Source organism: Cupriavidus sp. FW306-01-F10A (genome assembly GCF_058782785.1).
The window spans coordinates 40,887-65,883 of the sequence record NZ_JBYSYA010000020.1 but is presented as its reverse complement, the minus strand read 5'-3'; the positions used below and the strand labels follow the sequence as shown (position 1 = coordinate 65,883).

General features: G+C 65.8%; 21 protein-coding genes. 9 read left to right on the top strand and 12 right to left on the bottom strand.

The window, feature by feature from the left end; all coding sequences use genetic code 11:
* The first annotated feature begins 228 nt into the window (after positions 1-228).
* The 3 genes from AC3WLF_RS24110 to AC3WLF_RS24100 all read left to right on the top strand — a co-directional run bounded on the left by AC3WLF_RS24110 (position 229) and on the right by AC3WLF_RS24100 (position 4,689).
* Positions 229-1,269, top strand: a complete 1,041-nt coding sequence (locus tag AC3WLF_RS24110; RefSeq protein WP_492318638.1) for an isocitrate/isopropylmalate dehydrogenase family protein — start codon at positions 229-231, stop codon at positions 1,267-1,269.
* A gap of 187 nt (positions 1,270-1,456) precedes the next feature.
* Positions 1,457-2,779 carry a CitMHS family transporter gene (locus AC3WLF_RS24105; RefSeq protein WP_492358926.1) on the top strand — a complete coding sequence of 441 codons (1,323 nt, stop codon included), beginning with the start codon at positions 1,457-1,459 and terminating at the stop codon, positions 2,777-2,779.
* A 686-nt stretch (positions 2,780-3,465) separates the two neighbouring features.
* Positions 3,466-4,689 (top strand): polyhydroxyalkanoate depolymerase, encoded by a 1,224-nt coding sequence (locus AC3WLF_RS24100; RefSeq protein WP_492356173.1) that lies wholly within the window; start codon positions 3,466-3,468, stop codon positions 4,687-4,689.
* On the opposite strand, the gene AC3WLF_RS24095 is transcribed toward AC3WLF_RS24100, so the two are convergent.
* Together AC3WLF_RS24095 and AC3WLF_RS24090 are read right to left on the bottom strand one after the other, a co-directional pair.
* The gene (locus tag AC3WLF_RS24095; protein WP_492318641.1) at positions 4,667-5,956 is read right to left on the bottom strand and encodes an MFS transporter; all 1,290 of its coding nucleotides are present in this window, start codon (positions 5,954-5,956) and stop codon (positions 4,667-4,669) included. The two genes, AC3WLF_RS24100 and AC3WLF_RS24095, sit on opposite strands and share 23 nt — an antisense overlap.
* A gap of 24 nt (positions 5,957-5,980) precedes the next feature.
* Positions 5,981-7,138, bottom strand: a complete 1,158-nt coding sequence (locus tag AC3WLF_RS24090) for a pyridoxal phosphate-dependent aminotransferase (RefSeq protein WP_492318642.1) — start codon at positions 7,136-7,138, stop codon at positions 5,981-5,983.
* Between the two features lie 287 nt (positions 7,139-7,425).
* On the opposite strand from AC3WLF_RS24090, the gene AC3WLF_RS24085 reads away from it, so the two are divergent.
* The gene (locus AC3WLF_RS24085) at positions 7,426-7,869 is read left to right on the top strand and encodes a cupin domain-containing protein (RefSeq protein WP_492318643.1); all 444 of its coding nucleotides are present in this window, start codon (positions 7,426-7,428) and stop codon (positions 7,867-7,869) included.
* Positions 7,870-7,948: 79 nt separating this feature from the next.
* Here AC3WLF_RS24085 and AC3WLF_RS24080 read toward each other — a convergent pair whose 3' ends face one another.
* On the bottom strand, positions 7,949-8,596 hold the full coding sequence (locus AC3WLF_RS24080; protein WP_492318644.1) for a TetR family transcriptional regulator: 648 nt from the start codon (positions 8,594-8,596) through the stop codon (positions 7,949-7,951).
* 164 nt (positions 8,597-8,760) lie between these two features.
* Here AC3WLF_RS24080 and AC3WLF_RS24075 point away from each other — a divergent pair, with 164 nt between their 5' ends.
* A complete protein-coding gene (locus AC3WLF_RS24075; protein ID WP_492358925.1) occupies positions 8,761-12,048 on the top strand; it encodes a bifunctional cytochrome P450/NADPH--P450 reductase in 3,288 nt (1,095 codons plus the stop codon).
* Positions 12,049-12,087: 39 nt separating this feature from the next.
* Here AC3WLF_RS24075 and AC3WLF_RS24070 read toward each other — a convergent pair whose 3' ends face one another.
* Together AC3WLF_RS24070 and AC3WLF_RS24065 are read right to left on the bottom strand one after the other, a co-directional pair.
* Positions 12,088-13,584, bottom strand: coding sequence for a M81 family metallopeptidase (locus tag AC3WLF_RS24070; protein ID WP_492356170.1), 1,497 nt, complete (start codon positions 13,582-13,584; stop codon positions 12,088-12,090).
* Between the two features lie 29 nt (positions 13,585-13,613).
* The gene (locus AC3WLF_RS24065) at positions 13,614-14,933 is read right to left on the bottom strand and encodes an MFS transporter (protein WP_058698529.1); all 1,320 of its coding nucleotides are present in this window, start codon (positions 14,931-14,933) and stop codon (positions 13,614-13,616) included.
* 137 nt (positions 14,934-15,070) lie between these two features.
* Here AC3WLF_RS24065 and AC3WLF_RS24060 point away from each other — a divergent pair, with 137 nt between their 5' ends.
* Positions 15,071-16,033, top strand: coding sequence for a LysR family transcriptional regulator (locus AC3WLF_RS24060; protein WP_010809730.1), 963 nt, complete (start codon positions 15,071-15,073; stop codon positions 16,031-16,033).
* 26 nt (positions 16,034-16,059) lie between these two features.
* Here the strand turns inward: AC3WLF_RS24060 and AC3WLF_RS24055 are convergent, their stop codons facing one another.
* The 6 genes from AC3WLF_RS24055 to AC3WLF_RS24030 all read right to left on the bottom strand — a co-directional run bounded on the left by AC3WLF_RS24055 (position 16,060) and on the right by AC3WLF_RS24030 (position 21,034).
* Positions 16,060-16,401: a zinc ribbon domain-containing protein YjdM gene (locus AC3WLF_RS24055; RefSeq protein WP_492318647.1), complete on the bottom strand. Its 342-nt coding sequence runs from the start codon at positions 16,399-16,401 to the stop codon at positions 16,060-16,062.
* Positions 16,402-16,458: 57 nt separating this feature from the next.
* On the bottom strand, positions 16,459-16,842 hold the full coding sequence (locus AC3WLF_RS24050; RefSeq protein WP_035827758.1) for a hypothetical protein: 384 nt from the start codon (positions 16,840-16,842) through the stop codon (positions 16,459-16,461).
* A gap of 122 nt (positions 16,843-16,964) precedes the next feature.
* Positions 16,965-17,975: a Bug family tripartite tricarboxylate transporter substrate binding protein gene (locus AC3WLF_RS24045; protein WP_492318648.1), complete on the bottom strand. Its 1,011-nt coding sequence runs from the start codon at positions 17,973-17,975 to the stop codon at positions 16,965-16,967.
* Positions 17,976-18,089: 114 nt separating this feature from the next.
* Positions 18,090-19,148 carry a beta-keto acid cleavage family enzyme gene (locus AC3WLF_RS24040; RefSeq protein ID WP_492318649.1) on the bottom strand — a complete coding sequence of 353 codons (1,059 nt, stop codon included), beginning with the start codon at positions 19,146-19,148 and terminating at the stop codon, positions 18,090-18,092.
* Between the two features lie 50 nt (positions 19,149-19,198).
* Positions 19,199-20,041 (bottom strand): TauD/TfdA dioxygenase family protein, encoded by an 843-nt coding sequence (locus AC3WLF_RS24035; protein ID WP_010809725.1) that lies wholly within the window; start codon positions 20,039-20,041, stop codon positions 19,199-19,201.
* A gap of 12 nt (positions 20,042-20,053) precedes the next feature.
* The gene (locus tag AC3WLF_RS24030) at positions 20,054-21,034 is read right to left on the bottom strand and encodes a quinone oxidoreductase family protein (protein WP_492351713.1); all 981 of its coding nucleotides are present in this window, start codon (positions 21,032-21,034) and stop codon (positions 20,054-20,056) included.
* A 161-nt stretch (positions 21,035-21,195) separates the two neighbouring features.
* Here AC3WLF_RS24030 and AC3WLF_RS24025 point away from each other — a divergent pair, with 161 nt between their 5' ends.
* Entirely contained in the window at positions 21,196-22,194 is a 999-nt protein-coding gene (locus AC3WLF_RS24025; RefSeq protein WP_492318651.1) for an AraC family transcriptional regulator, read from the top strand.
* A 9-nt stretch (positions 22,195-22,203) separates the two neighbouring features.
* Here AC3WLF_RS24025 and AC3WLF_RS24020 read toward each other — a convergent pair whose 3' ends face one another.
* Positions 22,204-22,623, bottom strand: a complete 420-nt coding sequence (locus AC3WLF_RS24020) for a PaaI family thioesterase (RefSeq protein ID WP_492318691.1) — start codon at positions 22,621-22,623, stop codon at positions 22,204-22,206.
* Between the two features lie 304 nt (positions 22,624-22,927).
* Here AC3WLF_RS24020 and AC3WLF_RS24015 point away from each other — a divergent pair, with 304 nt between their 5' ends.
* Positions 22,928-24,334 carry a selenium-binding protein SBP56-related protein gene (locus tag AC3WLF_RS24015; RefSeq protein WP_492340454.1) on the top strand — a complete coding sequence of 469 codons (1,407 nt, stop codon included), beginning with the start codon at positions 22,928-22,930 and terminating at the stop codon, positions 24,332-24,334.
* Positions 24,331-24,996: a hypothetical protein gene (locus AC3WLF_RS24010; protein WP_492318653.1), complete on the top strand. Its 666-nt coding sequence runs from the start codon at positions 24,331-24,333 to the stop codon at positions 24,994-24,996. Before AC3WLF_RS24015 ends, AC3WLF_RS24010 begins: the two co-directional genes overlap by 4 nt.
* Position 24,997 lies beyond the last annotated feature (1 nt).

Here is a 24,997-nt window from a genome sequence, read left to right as displayed (position 1 = left end):
TCAGCGCCCGTTCAACGTCGCGGCCAGCCGCTCTCCGTCAGCAGAGATCGTCCCCCTCCGCGTAAACCCCAATGACATAGCCGGCACATTGACAGTTTCCTGACAGCCTTCCCCGCCTAGAATCGGGCCCCTGGTCACCCGGACCGGCGCCCGCCCGGCGACGAGAAACATAGCCTCCCTGGCGCCCTGGCCGGCCAGCGAAACGCTCAATTCACGACAGGAACGCAAATGGAAAACGGTGCACGCGAACAGATCCCGGCCACGCTGATCCCCGGCGACGGGATCGGTCCCGAAGTTGTGGACGCCACCGTCAGGGTGCTGGAAGCGCTGGACGCCCCGTTTGCCTGGGATATCCGGCGCGCGGGGATGGCCGGCGTCGAATACAGCGGCGATCCCCTGCCGCAAGACACGCTGGACAGCATCGGCCGCACCGGCCTGGCCCTGAAGGGGCCGCTGACCACGCCGGTGGGCGGTGGTTTCCGCTCGGTCAATGTGCGCCTGCGCGAGACGTTCAACCTCTATGCCAATGTACGCCCGGCCCGCACCCTGGTGCCGGGCCGCTTCGAGAATATCGACCTGGTGCTGGTGCGCGAGAACGTCGGCGGCTTCTATGTGGCCCATGACTACTACATCCCGGTTGGCGACGACCCGCATGCGGTGGCGGTGTCGACCGGCACCAACACGCGCGACGCGTGCCGGCGCATTGCCCGCTTCGCCTTCGAGTACGCCGTCAAAAACGGCCGCAAGAAGATCACGGTGGTGCACAAGGCCAATATCCTGAAGGCGCTCACCGGCATCTTCCTGGAAGCGGCGCGCGAGGTCGCCAAGGACTACGCGGGCCGCGTGGACATGGACGACATCATTGTCGACGCCTGCGCCATGCAGCTGGTGCTCAACCCGTGGCGCTTCGACATGCTGCTCTGTACCAACCTGTTCGGCGACATCCTGTCGGACCAGATCGCCGGCCTCGTTGGCGGGCTTGGCATGGCGCCGGGCGCCAACATCGGCGACCAGGCCGCGATCTTCGAGGCCGTGCACGGCTCGGCGCCAGACATCGCCGGCAAAGGCATTGCCAACCCGATCTCGCTGATGCTGGCCGCCGGCCTGATGCTCGACCACGTGGGCCGCCAGGACCTGGCCACGCGCCTGCGCACGGCCATCGAGCTGACGCTCGTCCAGGACCAGGTGAAGACCGGCGACCTCCACGGCACGGCCACCACGCTGCAGTTCGCGGACGCGGTAGTGAAACGCATCGTTTCCGCCAGCTGAGCCGCGCCCGCGCGGCCCGCCCGGGCCAGCGCGCAAGACTGCCACCCTCCGCGGTCATTCCATACCCGGCACGCCCTGGCGTGCCGGCGGGATCGGCCTTGCTTTTAACCTCGTGCGCCGCACGGACGCGCACACACCCGCCCGCAAGCACCCCACGCTGCAGGGCGGCAAAGAGATCCAGAAAAAGATGTTGACCCTGCTCGCCTATTCGATGGTGATCGTGTTCATGGCACTGATCATGACCAAGCGGCTCTCCGCCATGGTGGCGCTGATCCTGGTTCCGATTGCGTTCGCCGCGATCGGCGGCTTCGGCCCCGAACTCGGCCCGATGATGCTGGACGGCGTCAAGAAGCTGGCGCCGACCGGCGTGATGCTGATGTTCGCCATCCTGTATTTCGGCCTGATGATCGATGCCGGGCTGTTCGATCCGGTGGTGCGCGCGATCCTGAAGATGGTGGGCGGCGATCCGGTCAAGATCATCATGGGCACCTTCGTGCTGGCCGCGCTGGTGTCGCTCGACGGCGACGGCTCGACCACTTACATGATCACCTGCGCCGCCATGCTCCCGCTCTACAAGCGCCTGGGCATCAGCCGGCTGGTGCTGGCCTGCGTGATCATGATGGCCGGCGGGCTGATGAACATCCTGCCCTGGGGCGGCCCGACCGCGCGTGCCGCCAGCGCGCTGGGCGTGGACGTGGGCTCGCTGTTCGTGCCGATGATCCTGCCGATGATCGTCACCGGCATGTGGGGCCTGTTCGTGGCATTCCTGCTCGGCCGCCGCGAACGCAACCGGCTTGGCAGCATCGCCCTGATGCGCACCGGGGCCGGCGATGACGGCCATGTCATGCCGGAGGCTGCCACCGGCGATCCCCGGATCGCCAGGCCCAAGCTGCTGTGGTTCAACTTCCTGCTGACCAGCGGCCTGATGGTGCTGCTGATTCTCGGCACCTTGCCGCTGCCTGCGCTGTTCATCATCGCGTCCGCCATCGCGCTGATGGTCAACTACCCGAGCCTGCACGAACAGAAGGAGCGCATGAGCGCGCATGCCGCCAACGTCGTGCCGGTGGTGTCGCTGATTTTTGCCGCCGGCATCTTCGTCGGGATCCTGTCCGGCACCAAGATGGTCGACGCCATCGCCAACAGCGTCATCAGCGCCGTGCCGGACTGGATGGGTCCCTACATGGCCCTGGTGACCGGGGTGCTGAGCATTCCGTTCACCTTCTTTATCTCGAACGACGCGTTCTACTTCGGCATCCTGCCGATCCTGGCCAAGGCCGCCGCCGTCTATGGCATCGGCGCGGCGGAAATCGGACGCGCCTCGCTGATCGGGCAGCAGGTTCACCTGCTGAGCCCGCTGGTCGCGTCGACCTACCTGCTGGTCGGCCTGGCCGAGGTCGAATTCGGCGATCACCAGCGCTATACGCTGCTCTGGGCGCTGTCGGCGGCAGTGGTCATGATGCTGGCTACCGTTGCCTTCGGCGTGATTCCGGTCATTGGCCGGGCAGCTTGACAGCGCGGAAGCGGCACCGGGCGGGTCAACCGCATCCGCCTGCCTGGCGTTTTACCCGAACGTAACTTGCAAAGATTTACAAATAGCCCGGCAGACGGCCTGACGGCATCCGCCCTGCTGGCTATAGAGGATCACATCCCGGCAGCACATGAGCCGCATTCGCATCGAATGAACCAGCCAGCCTTCATTTCGTTGCAAATGACGTATGCAAAGCGTTGCAATAGGGTTAGATCGAATATGTTACTGAATGTAAATGACGTAACTTGATTGCAAGCTGTACCGCAGGCATTGCGACGCAATGCCGGTGGCTTGAGTAGTAGGGGGGCATCATGCAGCATTCCAGCCGATTCGCGTGCGACCTGGGCCGCGCGCACCTGTCCGGCCGCAACGGCCGCCACGGCAACGCCGGTGCTTCCCGCAACCAGTCCATTCGACATCGACGGCACCTGAGCCGCGCGCAGCACTTCTCGGTGCACCAGCGCCACCTTCCCACTGACGCACCCGCGGCAGAAGCCTGTCGCCCGCCCAGCCATCTTGCACGAAGCCGGCCGTGCGGCTGCCGGGCGCGCCACCTGCGCTGACGCCCGCATCGCGCAGCACCTGCAAGAAAGCACTGGTCTCTGCCCGGTTTGCCGGCCCCTGCGCCAGAACAACACACCAACCCTATCAAGAAGGCGGGAATCGCCATGGCGCTCTACGCTCTGCGGGAACTCACGCTGCAATCCCTTGGCCCGCTCGGGGCGATGATCGAAGCGGGTTATCGTGCAGTCAATTTCTGGGGTGAGTCGGTCGCCTGGCTTCCGGGGCTGCGCGAGACCGACGCCGCGCTTGAGTTGTTCACCCGGCTGACCAAGGCCTACGGGAAACCTCGCTTTGAGATCGACGAGGTCCTGGTGCGCGGGCAGCCGGTGGCCGTCACCGAGACCGCGCTCATCGAAGCGCCCTTCTGCCGGCTGCTGCATTTCAGGAAGGACATGTCCAGCCCTGGGCCCCGCGTGTTGCTGGTGGCACCGCTCTCCGGCCACTACGCCACCCTGCTGCGCCCGACGGTCGAGGCATTGCTGCCGGAGCACGATGTCTACATCACCGACTGGGCCGATGCGCGCCAGGTCCCGCTTGACGCCGGGCACTTCGATCTTGGCGGCTATGTCGACTACCTGAAAAAGTTCTTGCGCTACCTCGGCGCCGGCACGCATATCGTCGCGGTTTGCCAGCCCGGGGTCCCGGTGCTTTGCGCGGTCGCCCAGATGGCCGAAGACAACGAGCAGGTGCAGCCTCGCTCAATGACCCTGATCGCCGCGCCCATCGACACGCGCGTCAGCCCGACGGCGGTCGACCAGTTCGCGCAGCAATATTCGCTGGCGTGGTTCGAGGCCAACGTCATCGAACGGGTGCCCGCCGGCTACCCGGGAAACGGGCGCCGGGTTTATCCGGGCTTCCTCCAGCTGGCAGGCTTCGTATCGATGAACGTCGCACAGCACGCCGGTGCGCACCTCGACTTCTACCGCCACCTGGTCGATGGCAGGCAGACCGAGGCAGCCAGGCACCGCAAGTTCTATGACGAGTACAACGCCGTGCTCGACGTGCCGGCCGAGTACTACCTGGAAACCATCCAGAAGGTTTTCCTGGAGCATCACCTGTGCCGCGGCTGCATGGAAGTCGGCCAGCGCCGCGTCTACCCCGAGGCCATTGCCAACGTTTCATTGCTGACCATCGAAGGCAGCGACGACGACATCACCGGCCGCGGCCAGACCGAAGCGGCTCACGCGCTCTGCGCCGGTCTTGCGGCCGACCGGAAGGAACACCTGGTCGTCGATGGCGTGGGTCACTACGGCACCTTCGCCGGCCAGCGTTTCCGGCAATCCATCCTGCCCGCCATCACGCAGTTCATTCAACGGTGCGCTGACTGAGGACCTCCGGATTTGCTTCGCCGTCCCGGGTAGCAATCAATGCTTTTGGCGCCAGCGGGATCAAAAACAGGATCAGTGCGTACACCACCGTAGTCGCGATCACACAATATGTGAAACCGTGCGTCGGGCTGCTGTTATAGATCCATGATCCCAGGACATCGCCGGCACGCGCCGAGAGCGCAAGAACGCCATCCACCAGCATCATCAGGGTTCCTTGCAGGCCCGGCGGACAGGACCGCATCGCGAGATCGAAGTATGCCGCCGTGGCGACACCGCCCATCAGCCCTATCGGTGCCGCCAGTACCAGGGCAAGATTGGCTGAGTCGATGAATGCCAGCGGAACCATCTGCGGCACTGCGACGATCGTTCCCCACCACAGCAGCTTGTTCAGCGATACCTTCTTGCACAGAAAGCCATACAGCAGGAATGTCGGGATGAACGCGGCGGCAAAGATCCCGTTGTAGTACGAGTAAACGGAATCCGATGCATGCAGCTCATTGCTCAGATAGAACTGCAGCGGCGTGGCCGCGCCTGGCGCAAAGTTCCACAGAAAGCAGATGAGAACCGCTGGATAGACAGCCTTATGTCTCACCAGCCGCCTGACATTGCCAACGAGATCCGTGCCCCTGGCTTGTGGCTTCTCGTAGATGTGGCGGAAGACCGAAGCGGGCTTCCAGAGCCCCAGCACCGCAATCGACAAGGCGAACATCGCCATCAGGAGGAAGGCTTCCTTTGCGGCAAGATGATCCGAGATGTACCCGGAGGCGAACGCCCCCGCAACCACCGGGACGGAGCCGACCACGTTCAACAGCGCGCTCAGGCGCCCGGACATGAGCTTCTCCTGGCCCACCAGCGCGATCAACCCCTGATAGGCTGCAGCGATAAATCGGGACGACAGCATTGCCAGCAGCATCCCGATGACCAGTCCCGCGTATGAGAAACCTGAATACGCCATCCAGATGAATGCCGCCGCGGTCGCCGGGGCGAAAATCAGGAAGAAGCCCCGATCGCGCAATCCCAGCGGGTTCCATTGGTCGCGCGCGAGGCCAAAAACGAACGCAAGGTAGACTGGTATGCCCGTCACCAGCCGGAATATCGATATCTCAGTCGCCGTCGCATGCAACTGGTTCTTGAGCAGGTACGACGTCTGTATATCGACCAGGTAGCCGGCCGGCGTTGCCAGGGCGATGAACAGGGTCAGCCAGCCGAAATACAGCAGGGTCCGGTCGTTGCCCTCGGAACCACCATGACCAGAAGCGGCCGGCATTTTCGTCGCTCAGCGTTGCACGTGTCAGAGGTCCCACGCCAGGCGAATCCGCTCGCGAATGTCAGCCAGGCGCTGGACCGGCTCATTGGCAAAGACGAAGCGCAGGTAGCGGATGCCGCTTGGCCCCCAGTTATCCATCGGCGTGGCCGCCACGTCGCCGCGCGCCAGCAAGCGCCTGGACGCTTCAGACGGTGCAAGACCGAGCCGTTGGGTATCCATCAGAAGCGACCATCCGCCGTGCGGGCGAATCACGGGGAGATCGGCCAGCGCGGACAACATCATATCGCGGCGTGATTCCCACTCTGCCGTTGCCGCGGCCACGCCATCGTCGCTGGCAGTCAGTGCGGCTGTGGCCCCTGGCATGGCGATACCGACCTGGCACACGACGTTCGACAAGCTGGTCAGCCGCACGTCGGCCATCAGCGGCTCCGGCCCGACTATCCAGCCGACTCTCCAGCCAATCATGCGATATTCCTTGGAGACCGAACCAACGGTGATGGTGCGCTCGCGCATGCCAGGCAGAGAAACGGGGTGGATCACCTGCCGACCGTCGAACAGGATTCTTTCCATGGCTGCGTCATATACCAGCCACGCACCGACCTGCTCGCAGTGCCGGGCGATCTCCTCCCACTCCGGCGCGGACACGACGAAGCCAGTCGGCATCGACGGCGACATGATGAGCAATGCCCGTGTGCGGGGCCCGATCGCGTCGGCGAGGCTGTCCAGGTCGAGTCGCCAGCCGTCGACCCCTGGCATGAGGCGCGCAAATCTTGGCAGCCCGCCTGCGAGGTAGACACGATTGATCAGGCCTGCGTAGGTCGGATCCGTCAGTACCACCTCGTCCCCCGTCTCGATTGTGGATAACAGGACATTCAGAATCCCGGCCAATCCACCCGCGGAGATGATGCATTCGGTATCAGGGTGGTATGTGACGCCGGAGATGCGCCGGACACGCGCCACCGCGGCTTCCCGCAGTGCACGCTGGCCCATGAATGGCAGATAGCTGTTGGCAGCATCGTCATCGATTGCCTCATGCGTGCGCCGGATTGCTGCTGGCGGCGGCCGCAAGTCAGTGTCGAGGTTCTCCAGTCGCAAGATATTGGCGTTTCGCATCGAGTCAGCCTTGTCGGCCATCCTGTCAACCCCGATGCCGGGAATGCTCTGCAAGCGAGTGACTGTCATGATGTCATCCCCTCTCCCTGTCAACTCCATTGAAATGGGAAAGCGAGCCAGGGGCAAGTGACATTGCGCATGGGAGGAACGTTTGCTGACGCACATTGGCCATGGCAATCCTCATTCCTGGCGATGACTTCCGATCGTGGGCCGCCTAAAATTCCCAGACATCAAATATGGGAGCAGCCCATGCCCCGCCCGTCCGGCATCGTGGCCGGCTCGCTTTGGAGCTGCCGCATGCCTCACACCTGGACAGCATCGCCACGTCGACGTTCTCACTGACGGAGCAGAACAGCATGAAACCAGAACCATTTGCGGTGACTCCGGATGCGTATGGACGCGCGCTCAACGTGGTGGGAGAAAGGATCACGGTGCTGGCATCCAGGACCGCCACGCAAGGCTATGAGGTGTTTCTGCAGCAGGGCGAAGAAGGCAGTGGCCCACCGCCCCATAGCCATGACTGGGACGAATCGTTCTTCATTACCAAGGGGACGGTCGAGATCGGCTATGGCGATCAAGCGATCACTGCTGCCGCTGGCACCTTTGTCCATGTGCCAGCGGGCACGGTGCATTACTTCCGTTTCGGCTTCGGCGGCGGCGAAATGATTTCAGTCACCAGCCATGGCGGAAACGCATCGCGCCTGTTCACGCGGCTCGATGAGGAAATTGCGCCAGGCGCGCCGGACATGGAAAAGCTCCTGGCGGTGGCGCAAGAGTGCGGCATCACGATTTCAGGGTGAGCGCTGGCCCGGACACACGCCTTCGCTTCGGCCACTGCTTCGGCTGAATTCTTCCTTCCGCGTGTTTCGTCGCAGCAGGCTACGCCGCCACGGCCTTGCGCTCCCTGCCTGATTTCGTTCCCGGCTGGGCATTCGGCCCTGCCGCGCCCTGCAGCAGCCAGCAACTCAACTGCACCGAGCGCGCCATCAGCCTGCGCCGTCCGGCGGCATCGGCTTCGATGTAGTCGACGCATTGATGGAAAAGGTAGGAAACGACGTACGCGCAGACGTCGTCAATGACCGGGCGTGAGAGCTTGGGACACAACCCCAGCCGCTCGATGTCTTCCGCCATCTCGGCGGCGATGTCATCCAGCACCGTGCGAATGGCAACGCGAAGCGCGGGCTGCGGGCCCGTGATCCCGCATACACCAACGATGAATGCATCCGGGTGATGCTGCGCGTACAAGAACAGGGCTTCGCAGGCACGCTTGGCCACTTCACCCGGGTTGTCGCGGGCAGCGGCCCATCGGACCGCACGCAGCATCGGCCGCAGTTCAGCGCTGACTTCGGCCATGGCGGTGATGGCCAGGTCTTCCATGTCGCTGAAATGCCGGTAGAACGTGTTGGGATTCAGGCCGGCCTCGCGCGCGATCTCGCGCAGCTTGAGTGCCGCAAAGCTGCGCTTGGCTGCGGCCAGCCGCAACGCGGCGTCGATCAGGCGGCGTTTGCCGTCGGCAATGGCTTCCATGAATGTGGTTTAGTAGCAGGACTCGGTTTTTGCCCGACAGGCTTCGTTGACAGCATGTCTACGGTTGTCTACGCTTGGGCCGGTAGACAGATGTCTACGTTAAATGAAACGGCCGCACGTGGCAAATCGCGTGTCAGCGCCCGTTCAGGAGACACCGCCCCGCCATGCCGCCGCCCATTGAGCTATCCAGCCCCGACCAGGCGTCCGACGCGCCGCATCAAACCCCTGCCCGCTCCATGCATGCCCCCATCCCCGAGCCCATCCCGCGCGACCCGGGTTGGCCGCTGGTCGGCAACCTGCTGCAGATCACGCCTGGTGCGCTGGGCCAGCACCTGCTGGCGCGCAGCCGCCACCATGACGGCATCTTCGAGCTGAATTTCGCCGGCCGGCGCGTGCCGTTCGTGACGTCGGTGGCACTGGCCTCCGAGTTGTGCGATGCCGCGCAGTTCCGCAAGTACATCGGCCCGCCGCTGTCCTACCTGCGCGGCATGGCCGGCGACGGGCTGTTCACCGCACGCTCCGACGAGGCCAACTGGGGCAAGGCGCACCGCATCCTGATGCCGGCGTTCAGCCAGCGCGCGATGAAGGGCTACTTCGACGTCATGCTGCGCGTGGCCAACCGGCTGGTGGACAAATGGGACCGGCAAGGCCCGGATGCCGATATCGCGGTCGCCGACGACATGACGCGGCTGACGCTCGATACCATCGCGCTGTCCGGCTTTGGCTATGACTTTGAATCGTTCGCCAGCGCGGAACTGCACCCCTTCATCGAGGCCATGGTGGGCGCGCTGGAAGAGGCGATGTCCAAGCTGACGCGCTTTGCCCTGCAAGACCGCTTCATGCACGCGGCACGCCAGAAGTTCGACCACGACACCCGCTTCATGCGCGACCTGGTGGACGACGTGATCCGGCGGCGGCGCGCGGGCGACGCGGGCGAACGCAGGGGCGGCACGGCCAACGACCTGCTCGGCCTGATGCTGGAAGCGCGGGACCCGGACACCGGCCAGCGGCTGGACGACGAGAACATCCGCAACCAGGTGATCACGTTCCTGATTGCGGGCCACGAGACCACCAGCGGGCTGCTCACCTTCGCGCTGTATGAACTGCTGCGCAACCCGGGCGTGATGGCACAGGCCTACGCGGAGGTGGACGCCGTGCTGCCCGGCGACGCGGCGCCGGTCTACGCCGACCTGGCGCGGCTGCCGGTACTGGACCGCGTGCTGAAGGAAACCTTGCGCCTGTGGCCCACCGCGCCCGCCTTCGCCGTGGCGCCGTTTGAAGACACGCTGCTGGGCGGCCGCTACCTGATCCGCAAGGACAGGCGCCTGTCGGTGGTGCTGACCGCGCTGCACCGCGACCCCAAGGTGTGGGCCGACCCGGAACGCTTTGACATCGACCGTTTCCTGCCTGAGCAGGAGGCAAAGCTGCCGCGCCACGCCTACATGCCTTTCGGCAACGGGGAACGTGCCTGCATCGGCCGCCAGTTTGCGCTGACCGAGGCCAAGCTGGCACTGGCGCTGATGCTGCGCAATTTCCAGTTCACCGACGCGCACGACTACCAGTTCCGCATCAAGGAAACACTGACGATCAAGCCCGACGGATTCACGGTGCGTGCGCGCCGGCGCCGGCCGCATGAGCGCATCGCTGCGGCGCCGCTCGCCGGGATCGCGCAAGCGCCGCAGGCGGGCCCCGATGTGCGGGGCGGCGGCAGGACGCTTGCCGTGCTGTACGGATCCAGCCTTGGCACCGCGCGCGAACTGGCTGAGCAGGTGCATGCCGGCGCGCTGGCGGCGGGCTTCGATGCGACGCTGCGCGACCTGGACGACGTGGCCGACGCGCTGCCGACCACCGGCCTGGCCGTCATCATCGCCGCCACCTATAACGGCCGCGCGCCGGACTCGGCAAGGCGGCTCGAAGCACTGCTCGACAGCGGCGCCGCCAGCGGCTACCGGGCAGAAGCGCTGAGCGTGGCCGTGCTGGGCTGCGGCAACTCGCAATGGCCGACGTACCAGGCCTTCCCGCGCCGGGTCTATGAATTCTTCACCAATGCCGGCGCCAGTCCGCTGCTGCCGCGTGGCGAAGCTGACGGCAACGGCGACTTCGACCAGGCCGCGGAACGCTGGCTCGCCTTGCTGTGGCAAGCCTTGCAGGCCGGTGACGGCGTGGGCGGGCCGGCCCAGGGAACGCCGCCGGTCCGGGTGCAGGTGAAAGACGTCGCCGAAATCCGCGCATCCACGCTGCCGGCGAACACCCAGGCCTTCACGGTCCTGGCCAACACCGAGCTGGTGAACGATCCAGCCGGCCTGTGGGATTTCTCGCGCGAGGCGCCGCGGACTTCCACGCGCGATATCCGCCTCAGGCTGCCCGAAGGCGTGCGCTACGCCACCGGCGACCACCTCGCCGTCTATCCGCAGAACCAGCCCGGGATGGTCGCGGCCCTGTGCGAGCGGATCGGCATCGACCCGGACGCCATCGTCACCTTGTCCGCCTCCGGCGGGGCCGCGCGCGGCCTGCCGCTGGGCGAGGCCCTGTCCGTGCGCCAGTTGCTGACCCATTTTGTGGAGCTGCAGGACGTGGTGTCGCGCCATACCCTGCGCCTGCTGTCGCAGTCTTCGCGCTGCCCGGTCACGCGCCAGGCCCTGCAGCAGCTGGCCTCGGACGACGCCGGGAGCGGGTACGCCGCCCAGGTGGCGCCGCGCCGGCTCGGGCTGGCCGACGTGCTGGACCGCTTTCCAGCGATCGAGGTGGATCTGGCCGGCCTGCTCGCTTGCACCGTGCCGATGCGGCCGAGGTTCTATTCGATTGCCTCATCGCCGCTGGTCTCGCCCGACGTGGCGACCATCACCGTCGGCACGGTCTGGTCACCGGCGCTGTCTGGCCGCGGGCTCTTCCGCGGCGTGGCTTCCACCTGGCTGCAAAGCCTGGCGCCAGGCGCCATGATGGCGGGCGCCATCCGCACGCCCAATCCCACCTTCGCGCCCGCGGCGGACCCGGCCACGCCCATGATCCTGATCGGCCCCGGCACGGGCATCGCGCCGTTCCGCGGCTTCCTTGAGGAGCAGGCCGCGCAACAGGCAGCCGGGCGGCCGCTGGCCCCGGTGCAGCTGTACTACGGCTGCCGCCACCCCGCGCACGACTGGCTCTACCGCGACGACGTGGAGCGCTGGCAGGCACAGGGCGTGGTGCAGGTCCACCTGGCCTGTTCAGTCGTGGATGGCGAGCCGCGCTACGTGCAGGACCTGCTGTGGCAGCGCCGTGCCGATGTCTGGGCGCGGCTGAACCAGGGTGCGATCATCTACGTGTGCGGCGACGGCCGCCACATGGCGCCCGCGGTCAGGCAGGTGCTGATTCAGATCTGCGCAGAGCAAGAGGGGATGACGGCAGAGGCGGCGTCTGACTGGCTGGCGGAGATGGTCAGCGCGGGCAGGTACCGGCAGGATGTCTTCAACTGACGCCCCGCCGGGTCGCCAGGCCGCGCCGCTGGCGCGGTACTAGCCCTGGAAGGGCTTGCCCATCGGCTTGAGACGGATGCCGGGGGCAAGCCTGGTCCAGGGCAGGTCCGCGGGATCCGCCGTCATCGGGCCGGGCGCCTTGGCCACCAGCACGGCGTGCGCAATGCCCTGGAAATCGGCCCGGAAATGCACCGAACTCTTGTTGACGAGAATCTTCATGGCCTCGGGCTCCACCCCGCCCACGCGGAACAGGTTGCGGTCCAGCATCTGGGCCTTGCCGGCACTGACGACCACCAGCACATCGTCGATACGCAGCAGCGCAACGGGCCCGACATCGGCCAGCATGCCGTTCATCATCGGCCCGCCGTAGCGGCATACGCCATCGGAGAGCTTCAGCACCTTGAAGCGCCCCCGCAGCGGCTCGTCACCGGGCACCCCGGAAACCCCGCCGAGAGCGACGTCGATGGTGGCTCCCACGCCGGCGCGGTGCGCCTCGGCCGCCACGGCCGGATCCCAGATCAGCCCGATGGCCGCGTGCCGCGCGCCGTGGCGCAGCAAGGCGCGCAGCATGCCCGTGGTGTTCGAGTCGCCACCGGCCCCGGGGTTGTCCTGCGTGTCGGCAATGACCACCGGGCGCGTCGCCCCCTCGGCCAGCCGCATGGCCTCGAGCACGGCTTCGTCCGGCGAGAGGAACGGGACCTCCCAGGCAGGCTCATCGGCCAGCATCCGGTCGTACAAGGCCTGCACCGCCGCGTCGACCGCTGCGGCGTCCTCGCCGTATCCCCAGACCACCGGCCCGCATTCCGGGAAATCGGCTGCGGGAAAGCCCGGCGCGAACGACAGCGACACCACGGCGCCGCTTTCCCCCTGCTGCAGCAGCGAATACATGGCGCGGGCAGGCTCCAGCATCGTGCACATGCCGTTGATCGGGATCAGGAACGGCAGCCGGCGTACTGCGCGATGCAGCGGCCCCCTGCCCTCCAGCAAGCGCTGCAGCAATGCCGCGGCCCGCTCGCCGGTCTCGGCCATGTCCACGTGGGGATACGTTCGATAGGCCACCAGTGCGTCGGCGGCCTCGAGCATCGCCCGCGTGACGTTGGCATGCAGATCGAGCGATGCGACCACCGGCACGCCCGGCCCCACCACGGCACGGATGCGCGCGAGCAAGGTGCCTTCGCCATCGTCCCTATGTTCGGCAACCATCGCGCCGTGCAGGTCCAGATAGACCGCATCGAATCCGCCGGCGCGCGTGGCCTCGACGATTTCGCCGGCAATGCGCTCGAACGCATCCTCGGTCACGTGCGCGGATGGGCTGGCGCCGGCCCAGATCACCGGCAGCAGCATCCAGCCGCGCCGCTCAGCCGCGGCAATGAAGCCGCCGGCCGGAATGTTGACGTCGCGCAGCGACAGCACGTCATCGCCACGCACCATCGCCGGAAAGCCTTCGCCGCGCTCGAAGCTGGCATAGGTGGCCTTTGACGGCGCAAAGGTGTTGGTCTCGTGCTGAAATCCGGCGATCAGAATCCGTGTTGCCAATGTTCTCTCCGTGAATTGAATGGCCAGCCTCAGGCGGGCGAGACCGCGCCCTGGGGCGAGGGCATCCGGTTGGCTACCAGTACGGCCGCTCCGGCCATCAGCAGCGCCACCATCACCAGCAGGCCGGCCTGCATGCTGCCGGTGGCGGTGCGCACCGCGCCAATGATGGTCGGGCTCAGGAAGCCGCCAATCAGGCCGATGGTATTGATCAGCGCGATGCCACCGGCGGCGGCATCGCCCTTCAGGTATTGCGACGGAATCGCCCAGAACACGGTATAGGCGGCCCACATCATCGCCGTGGCGACGGTCATGCAGAGCAATGACAGCGGCAGGTTTCCACTCGAGACCGTGGCCAGGGCCAGCGCCACGGCGCCGACAAATGCGGGGACCGCGCTGTGCCAGCGGCGCTCGCCGCGGCGATCCGAGCTGCGGCCGATCACGACCATGGCGATTGCCGCCGCCATGTACGGAATCATCGAATACAGCCCGATCTGCATGGTGTCCGTGACGCCGTCGGCCTTGAGGATCGACGGCAGCCAGAAGCTCACGGCGTAGATGCCGCAGATCATCGTGAAATAGGCAAAGGCCAGCAGGTAGACGCGCCGGTCGCGCGCGACCTGGCCGAATGACTGGTGGCCGCCTGCCGGCACCTGCAATTCAGCCGCCAGCATGCGCTTCTCTTCGTCGCTGAGCCACTTCGCCTCGGCGGGCCGGTCGGCCAGCACGCGCAGCGCCAGCGCACCGAGCAGCACGCAAGGCAGCCCTTCGACCAGGAACATCCATTGCCAGCCCGCCAGGCCGTAGGCGCCGGACAGTCCTGTCATCAGCCACGTCGACAGCGGCGAGCCGAAGATCCCGCCGATGGGCCCGGCCAGCATCACCACGGCCATCACGCGCGCCATGCGACGCTGCCCGTACCAGTAGGTCAGGTAGAAGATCATGCCCGGTGCAAAGCCGGCCTCGAACACGCCGAGCAGGAAGCGCAGCACATAGAACGTGGTCTCGTCACGCACGAACATCATGCCCGCGGAAGTGAGACCCCACAGCACCAGGATGCGGCTGATGGTCTTGCGGGCGCCAATCCGGGGCAGCAGCAGGTTGCTCGGGATTTCGAACAGGACGTAGCCGAAGAAGAAGATGCCGGCGCCCAGCCCGTACACCGCATCGGAAAAGCCGAGATCGCTTTGCATCTGCAGCTTGGCAAAGCCGATGTTGACGCGATCCAGGTAGGCAAAGGTGTAGCAGAGCAGCAGGAACGGCAACAGGCGCCAGTTCAGCTTGCGGTACAGCGCCTGCTGCGCGGCGCTGCCGTACTCCGGCGTGGTACGTGGGGGCAGGGTTGCGGACATGTCGGTCTCTCCCGTGGTCGGCTCTATCTCTTGTGGATGCGATGTCGTTCAGGGTCGATCGTCTGGCATATGAAAAAACAGAGCAAGAGCAACTTAAGTCAGCTATCGTTGCCCTATTGGCAACAGCGGGATCCGATATGCGGGAACTGAACCAGCGCAGGCTGCGCTATTTTCACGAGGTACTGACACATGGCTCGATCCGTGGCGCGGCCGACAGCATCAACACCTCGCCATCGGTGATCACGCGCCAGATCCGGCTGCTGGAAGATGAGGTCGGCGCGCCGCTGTTCGACCGCCATGCACGCGGGGTGCAGCCGACCGAAGCCGCGGTGCATCTGCTCGAGTACTGGCGCGGCTGCCGCGCACAGCAGGAGCTCTTCGAAGACCGCCTGCAGGCCTTGCGCGGCCTGCAGCACGGCCAGGTGCGCATCGCCACCAGCGAGGGCTATGTCGACGGACTGATGGACGAAGTGCTGACGGACTTCTGTGCGCGCTATCCCAGGCTCGACGTGACCGTCGACATCCTCCCGGTCAACAACGTCCTGCAAGAGGTAGCGGAAAGCCGCGCGCATATCGGGCTGGCCTACAATCCGCCTGCGCATGCCGATATCGCCTGGGTTGCCACGTCATCGCAGCCGGTGGTGCTGCTGGTGCATGCCGGGCATCCGCTGGCACGCCGGGGCGGCAAGGTCGACGTGCACGAACTGGGCGACTACCCGCTGGCGATGATGCCGCCGGCATTCGGACTCGGGCAGGTCGTGCAGATGCTGGCCTACACGGAGAATGTCCAGATCCGCCCGACGCTGACCACGAACTCCCTGGCCGTGCTGCGCCATTTCGTGAAGCGGCATGATGGCATCACGCTCATCGGCGGGTTCGCGGCCTATCGTGAATTGCAGTCCGGCGAGCTGGTGACGCTGCCTATCGCCCATCCGCTGTTCGAGGCCGCCAAGGCACGCCTGCTGGTGAAGGCTGGCCGCCCGATGGGCGTGGCCGCGAATACGCTGCTGGACTGTATCCTGCGCGACATGCAGATGTTCGCGGCAGCCCGTTCGCGCAGCCGGGGGACAACCCCGTCCCGGAAGCCGCCGCGCAGGTGACTGAGCGGCGAAGGTGCAACGTCCGTTCAAACCTTCCTGACGAACTCCGATTTCAGGCTCATGGCACCAAAGCCGTCGATCTTGCAGTCGATATCGTGGTCACCGTCGACCAGGCGGATGTTCTTCACCTTGGTACCCATCTTGACCACACCGGCCGACCCCTTCAGCTTCAGGTCCTTGATGACGGTGACGGTGTCCCCGTCCTGCAGGACATTGCCTGCCGCATCGCGATAAACCCTGGCCTCCGGTTCGGCCGGCGCCGCTGCCTGCGCCGACCATTCATGCGCGCATTCCGGGCAGACGTAGAGGCCCCCGTCTTCATAGGTGAACTCGGAATGACATTTTGGGCAGGGAGGCAAAGCGCTCATGGGAACTCTCGGGTGTCCGGCCAGGGCCGTAAAGGAGCGGAAGTATACCGCCCCCGCCTATGGCAACATCTCGGGCGGCAGCACGCTCCATCCCGAAATGCTGCCGGACGTGGTCAGGCGCTGGCTCCTGAGGACCCCGTTCTCGTCGAACTCGAAGAAAACCGTCGACGACCGGATCGCGCCGCCGGCGAACAGCGGGCCAATGAACGGGATAAAGCTCTCAGGGTGCGGCCTGGAGGCCGCAAACGAATAGATCAGGATGGTCGACCCGTTGACCAGGGTGGTCTGCGACGAGGGCTTCCCCAGCTGGGTGGTAACGTCGTCGAGGGTGGAGAAACCGAGCAGGAAGTTCGCCATCTGCTCCTGTTTCACCTCGACGCCCGTCGATACGCAGGCGGCCAGCATGACGCAAGTCACAATCAATGCGTGAGCAGGCTTCATATCGTCACCGCCATACTTTTTGCGCCGGGGCCGGGACGCGCTGAAGGCGCCCGGCGCGCCATGCAGAAAGCATACAACTTTGCTGAACGATTCGCCGAGGCCCGCGCAAGGCGGGCCTCCCCCTACTCCGGCACGAAATGTATCGACCGCAGCAACTCCGCCTGCCGCTCATGGGCGGCGCGCGCATCCCTGGACAGCGCCTCGCTGCTGAGCGGTTGCCCGGCGTCCATGCCCATGGCCTCCACGCGCTCGCGGTAGCCGGGCTGCTGCACGATGGCCAGCGTGGCGTTGCGGATCTTTTCCTGCACCGCCGCCGGCACGTCCGGCGGCAGCCACACCCCCATCCAGCCGGGCTCGGTCATCGCCGGGAAGCCGACTTCGGCGAAGGTCGGCACATCCGGCAGCGCGGGAATGCGCCTGGGATACGCCACGGCATAGGCCTTGAGCTTGCCGGACTTGATCAGCGGCAGCGACGTGGCCAGGCCGTCGAACATCAGCGGCACATGGCCGCCCATCACGTCCTGCAGCGCGGGCGGCGATCCCTTATAGCCGACATGCTTCATATCCACGCCGGCCAGGCGGTTGAACTGGACGCCGATGGTCTGGCCGCGCATGCCGGCGGCATAAGAGGCATAGTCGATCTGCCCGGGCTTGCTCTTGATGTAGGCAAGCAGTTCGCTGAAGTTCTTCGCCGGCAGCTTGGGGTTGCCCACCAGCACCAGCCCCGTGCGTGCCACCTGGGCAACGGGTTTCAGGTCCTTGAAGGGATCGAACGAGACCTTGAGCGCCAGCGGCGTTTCGGAAACGATGCCACCCTGGATCAGCAGCAGCGTATGCCCGTCATGCGGTGCGGAAAGCAGTGTGTTGACCGCGATCGCGCCAGCGCCGCCCGGCTTCTGCTCGACGATCACCGGCTTGCCCAGCGACTGCGTCAGCCCCTCGGCCAGCATGCGCCCGAGGATATCGGCGGTGCCGCCGGCGGGGCCGCCGACCACGATCTTGACCACCTTGGTCGGCCACGCCTGGGCATAGGCGATCGATGGGAGCGCAGCCGGCAGCGCCACCGACAGCGCCAGGCCGAGCATGCATGACAGCGACGCCCTGCGGCGTGCCGACGGTTGTGCTTGATTCATGGTTGTCTCCGAATGTTCGAGGGTTGTTCAGGGCAGCAGCCGGCTTCATCGTGAGCCGGTGATCTGCCACCCCTGCCCTTCTGCTGGCGCATCGCCAGTGCCGACCGACCCGGGTCAGGCGGCCTTGCGCAGGAAGCCCTGATTGCCGCCATTGCGGTTCGGCGCGAAGCCGTTGGCCTCCAGCGTCTCTTCGACCGTGTCGTAGAACACGCCGATCTTCTGGATCTCGCGCGCTTCCTGGGCCGTTGCCACCTTGCGGCCGAATTCGCCCGCGATGCGCACCAGTTGCTCGATCTGCTTCACCGTGCTCATCTTGGCCGTGCGCGACTGGTTCCAGAGGCAGTCCTCGGTCCCGCACCGCACATGCAGGCCCAGGGCAATCCCCATCATGTTCACAGGCAGCACGTTGCGCACGGAGCTTTCGACGGTCAGCACCGCGCCATCCGGCACGGCGCGGACGATGTTGGCGAGGTTGAAGACGCTCGGCGCATCCATGCCGCCGCTGATCGCCACCCAGTTCATGACCAGCGGGCCCTTGTACACGCCGCGCCGGATCAGCCGCTCAACGGATTCGAAGCTATTGATGTTGTAGCACTGGAATGCGCTCTGGATGCCGGCAGCGGACAGGCGGCGGATGTGCTCTTCGACCCAGCCAGGCTGGGCGGGAACCGTCATTTCCTTGTACGCGTTGAAGATCGCGGGGTTCTCGCGCGAGGTGCCCTTGAAATCCGCAAGTTCCGCATGCTCCGTCACGTTCATCTGCGACGTGTTCACCGTGACGGTCACCTGGTCCGGAACGGGGTCGAGTTCGGCAAGCATGTGGCGCGTGTCGTCGGAAAGCCACTTGGCGGCATCCCCCTCGTTTTCCGGGGCGAAGCTAATCGAACCGCCCACCTGGATGACCATCTCCGGCACCGCCTTGCGCACCCCGGCGATCAGCTCGTTGAACCTGGACAGACGCTTCGAGCCCTTGCCGTCGAGTTCGCGCACATGCAGGTGCAGCACAGTCGCGCCGGCGTTGTAGCAATCCACGGCCTTCTGGATCTGGTCTTCCATCGTCACGGGGATGTCTTCCGGGAAATCGGAGGGCAGCCAGCCCGGTGCGTACGGTGCCGCGGTGATGATCAGCGGCTGCTGGTTTTCAGGGAACAGGGATCCATCGAGGTAGTGCACGGCATGTCTCCATTGATAAAGGCACGTGGCCTGGCGGCGGCTGGCGCGCCTCAGAACGGCTTGTCGCCGATGATGGCGGCGCGCTCCATCTTGCGCGGCGCCGGCCAGTAGTCCTGCACCGCGTAGTGCTGGGTGCAGCGGTTGTCCCAGATGGCCACGCTGTTGGGCTGCCAGCGGAACCGCACCTGGTATTCGGGAATCGCCGCCTGGCTGATCAGGTAGTTCAGCAGATGGCTGGCGCCCGGGGTCTTGTCCTGTCCGTAGCGCACGTTCTCGGGCGTATGGAAGTTGGCGAAATGCGTGGAGAAGCCGCAGACGTAGAGCGCCTTCTCGCCGGTTTCCGGATGCGTGCGCACCACCGGGTGCTCGACCATGGGGTACTGCGCGGCAAGGCTGGCGCGCTTTTCCGGGCTCATCGCCGCGCCGAACGAATGCTCGATGCTGTGCTTGGCGCGCAGGCCGGCGATGCGCTGCTTGATTTCCTCGGGCAGGTGCTCGTAGGCCGCCGCCATGTTGACCCAGATGGTGTCGCCGCCGACCGGCGGGCATTCGATGCAGCGCAGCACGCAGCCCATGGGCGGGGTTTCGCGCCAGCTGCCATCGGTGTGGTAGCTGTTCTCGTAGTTCTCGCGCTTGTCGCTGCGATAGATCTGGACCAGCCCCGGATGATCGGGATCGCTGCCGGCGACGGGATGGTCTTCCAGTTCGCCGAAGCGGCGCGCGAACGCCACGTGGTCCGCGCGGGAGATTTCCTGGTCGCGCAGGAACAGCACCTTGTGCGTGAGCAGCAGGGACTTGATCTCGGCAAACAGCGCGTCGTCGCGCGCGGCATCGGCCAGGCTGACGCCGCTGACTTCGGCGCCGATATTGCAGGTAAGGGGTTGGGCTCGCATGGGGACGCTCCTTTACAGCACAAAGATCGAAGACCCGGTGGTGTTGCGTGATTCCAGGTCGCGGTGGGCCTGCACGGCATCCTGCAGCGCATAGCGCTGGTTGATTTCGATGCGGATACGGCCGGCGGCAACATGGCCGAACACCTCGGCGGCCAGTTCCGCCTTTTCGGCGGGGTCCGCAATGTAGTCGGCCAGCGCCGGACGGGTCAGGTAGACCGAACCCTTCCTCGCCAGCAACTGCGGATCGAATGGCGGGATGGTGCCGGAGGCCGTGCCGACGCAGACCATCAACCCGCGCCGCTTCAGCGAGTCCAGCGACGCCATGAAGGTGCTCTTGCCCACGCTGTCGAAGACCACCGACACGCCTGCGCCATCGGTCAGTTCCCGCACCCGCTTTGCCACGTCCTCATGGCTGTAGTTGATGATGTGGTCGCAGCCATGGGCGCGCGCCACCTCTGCCTTGGCCTCGGTCGAGACAGTGCCGATCACGGTCAGGCCGAGCAGCCTGGCCCATTGCGCGACGATCAGCCCCACGCCGCCGGCAGCCGCGTGCAGCAGGATGGTTTCGCCACCCTGGAACGGGTAGATGCGGCGCATCAGGTAGGCGGAGGTCAGGCCGCGCATGGTCATTGCTGCCGCGGTCTCGAAGCTGATCGCTTCCGGCACGCGGATCAGCGGTGCGGCGGGCACCAGGCGCTCGGTGCTGTACGCACCCAGGGTGTTGATAAAGCCGGTGTATGTGACGCGATCGCCCTCCGCGACATGGGTCACGCCCGGCCCGACCGCCTGCACCACGCCGGCTGCCTCCACGCCCATGCCGCTAGGCAGCGGCACCGGGTAGGTGCCGTTGCGGAAGTAAGTGTCGGCATAGTTCAGCCCGACCGCGGCGTGGCGGATCCGCACCTCGCCCGGGCCCGGGTCGCCTACCTCGGCGTCCTCATAGCGGAGGACTTCGGGCCCTCCGGTCTCGTACATGCGAATGGCTTTTGCCAAGGCTGTCTCCTGATTGTCGTGTCCTGCCCGCGCCGCTATCATTGGCGCGACGGAAACGATTGTCAGACAGCCATGGCGCGGCACCCTTGACCGATTGCGCCAGGATTTGACATTTGATGACGGACACGACCGACGCCCCCACCCACTCTCGCGGCAGCCTTATGACCGTCCTTGTTCGCAGCGCTTCCCTGACCAAATACCTGGCGATTGCCCGGGGCGCGGGCCTGGATCCGGTGCGCATGGTGGCCCAGGCAGGCCTGGACCAGGCCTGCCTGTACACCCCGGACCTGCGCATCCCGGAAGCGCGCCTGGCCGAAGTGCTGGAGGCCTCGGCGCGCGTCACGGCCTGCCATTCGCTTGGCCTGATGGTGGGGGAATCGTGGCGCCTGTCAGACTTCGGCCCGGTCAGCCTGCTGCTGCAGCACCAGCCCACGCTGCGCCACGCGCTGGCGGAGATCGAGCGCTACCGCCACTGGCTCAGCGACTCCATCTCCATCCTGGTCACGGAGTATCCCGAGATCGCGGTGCTGCATGTGACGTTGCAGACCGGCCGGCACCAGCCCGGCAGGCAGGCCATGGAACTGACCGTGGCCGCCCTGTACAGCCTGATCCGCGCCATCCTGGGCGCGTCCTGGAAGCCGCACAGCGTGCACTTCGCCCATGCGGCGCCGGCCGACCTGCAAATCCACCGGCGCCTGTTCGGGCAGCACATTGAGTTCGGTTCGGAGTTCGACGGGCTGGTGCTCGCCAGCGGCGACCTGGATCGCATCAACCCGCTGGCCGATGCCAGCCTGGCCGGGTATGCCAGGGGCTTCCTCGACCTGCAGCCGGGGGCCGGCAAGCCTTCGATCGCGGCCGACGTCCGGCGCACCCTGCACCAGCTGTTGCCGCGCGGGCGCGGCGCGGTGGAACAGGTCGCGCAAAGCCTTGGCATCAGTCCGCGCACCCTGCAGCGCCAGCTGGAGCAGGATGGCGATACCTTCTCCGCGCTGGTCAATGAGGTGCGCCGCGAGCTTGCGCAACGCTACCTGCAGGATCCGCAGCGGCCGCTGGCCCGGGTCGCCACGCTGCTGGGGTTTTCGGAACCCAGCGCGTTCTCGCGCTGGTTCGCGGCACAGTTCGGCAAGTCGCCGACACGCTGGCGCCAGGACGGCGCCTGAGCGCACTGCCTACTTCAGGTACTTCATCGTGGCGACGCCCGTTGCCACCAGCAGCTCCCCATCCAGCCACACCTCTGCGCGCGCAAAGAAGATCGAGCGTCCGCGCCGGTCGACCATGCCCTTTGCGGTCAGCAGCTTGCCCGTGCCGTTGCTCAGGAAGTTCGAGGTCAGCGACAGCGTGACCGCATGGCGCGCGGCCTCGCCCGGCGCCGAGTAAAGGCCCGAATAGCCAGTGGCGGCATCGAGCAAGGTGCAGATGGTGCCGCCATGCACGACCCGGCTGCGGTTGAGCATACTGGGCGCGAGCGGCAGCTCAAGTTCTACATAGTCGTCGCGCCACTCGGTGATCCTGACACCGATGCTCTCCAGTGCCGGATTGTCCAGGCAGAACTTCTCATCGCCCTCACCTTGAGGTTTCACCGCATCCATTGCTTGGGTTTCCATTTCGCTGATCGTTTCGCTGATACCGGCGTGGCGCGCGTCGCGCGCTGGCCCGGAGCCTCATTTCTGCTTGATTTATGGCTTTTCGTAAATCTCTATTTCACGAAGCGCATCTTTTGCCAGCATGAATCGGCACCCTGGAGGTCATTCCTTTGCCGCGCCTGTGCCGCCTTTGACTCGGTATTGAGAACGACCTAGGCTAAGTAGGCTTCCCCTGCACCTTGGCCACGCGCCACGGGCAAGTGATGTACCGGCGACGTTGCGACGTCCTGCAAAACCAGGAGGGCTCACCATGAACATGCGGCCAGATCCGACATTTCACGCCTCGCCGGAACTCGCGATCAGCGCACCAGCGGAATCATTTGCCTATACGGTGCTGCTAAGCCCCGACGCCTCGCAGCCAGACGCGCTCGCGGTGATCGACGCCAAACCCGGCTCGCCCACCTACAGCCAGGTGGTGCATACCGTGCCGATGACCAACAAGGGCGACGAGTTGCACCATTTCGGCTGGAATGCGTGCTCGTCGTCGTTGTCGCCGCTGACCGGCCATGCGTTTCTCGAACGGCGCTACCTGATCATTCCGGGCATGCGCTCGTCGCGCCTGTATATCATCGACACCAAGCCGCACCCGACCCAGGCACGGATCCACAAGATCGTTGAACCGGACGAGATCTTCCGCAAGACCGGCTACTCCAGGCCGCACACCGTGCACTGCGGGCCGGAGGGCATCTATGTCAGCACGCTCGGGGGCGGTGGCCCGGATGGCACGGACGGCGCGCCCGGCATCTTCATCATGGATTGCGAGACCTTCGACGTGCTGGGCCGCTGGGAAATCGACCGCGGCGAGCAGGAAAAGCACTACGACTTCTGGTGGAACCTGCCGCGCGACTACATGGTGTCGAGCGAATGGGCCCTGCCGCCGCAGTTCGAGAACGGGCTGGTGCCCGAGGACCTGCTGGGCAACCGCTACGGGCACAAGCTGCATTTCTGGGACCTGCGGGCGCGCCGCAACGTGCAGACCATCGACCTTGGCGCCAACCACCAGATGGCGCTGGAAGTCCGGCCTGCGCATGATCCGATCCGGGAATACGGCTTTGTTGGCGTGGTGGTCGATACCACCAACCTGGAAGGCTCGATCTGGACCTGGTGGCGCGAAGGCGGCAAGTTCCACGCCGAGAAGACCGCAACCATCCCGCCCGAAGCCGCCGACGCAAGCCTGCTGCCGCCGCTGCTGCAGGGCTTCGGCGCCGTGCCGCCGCTGGTGACCGATATCGATCTGTCCCTCGACGACAAGTTCCTCTACGTGTCCTGCTGGGGCACCGGCGAAATGCGGCAGTATGACGTGAGCGATCCGCGCAACCTGAAGCTCGCCGGCTCGGTCCATATCGGCGGCATCGTCCGCCGCACGCCGCATCCCAACGGCAAGCCCTTCACCGGCGGCCCGCAGATGGTCGAGATCAGCCGCGACGGCAAGCGCGTCTACTGGACCAACTCGCTCTACTCCACCTGGGACAACCAGTTCTACCCAGACGGCATCCCCGGCACGCAGGTCATGGCGCATGCCGGCCCGGACGGCGGGCTGACGCTGGCCGATGACTACTGGGTCGAGTTTCCGGAAGGCTACCGCGCGCACCAGATCCGGCTGGAAGGCGGCGACTGCTCGACCGACTCGTTTTGCTATCCGTCGGTCAAGGCTTGACCGGTCACGCCTGGGAACAGATCGGCCTCTGGTCGGCAGTGCTGGCCAGCGGCCTCTATCACGGCATCAACCCGGCCATGGGCTGGCCGCTGGCGGTAGCGAACGGCCTGCTGGCGCATAGCAGCCGCGCCCTCCTTGCTGCGCTCGGGTACCTGGCTTTCGGGCATGCGCTTGCGGTATTGGCGGTGACGCTGCCTTTCGGCATGCTGGCGGCCCTGGTCGCCTGGCAAGCGCAGATCCGCATCGGCGCCAGCGTGCTGCTGATCGGCTGCGGCATCGTGCTGCTGCTCAGGCGAGGCCACCCGCGCGCACTGGTGCGCATCGCGCCATCGCGGCTGGCGCTATGGTCGTTCGCGGTGGCGATCGCGCATGGTGCCGGCCTGATGCTGGTGCCGATCTATCTTGGCCTCTGCCGTGTCGAGACGGACCTGGGGCACCAGGCCGCCGCCACGCTCGCCAGCGCCAACCTGGGCATGGCGCTGCTGGTGTCCGTCATCCACACCCTGGCCATGTTCGCCGTGGGCGGCGCCATGGCATGGCTGGTCTACCGCTACCTGGGACTGAAGTTCGTGTCGCGGAGCTGGTTCAACCTGGAGGCGGTCTGGGCCGCCAGCCTCATCCTGGTGGGGATGCTGGCGCTGGCGCTTGAAGCCTTTGGATAGG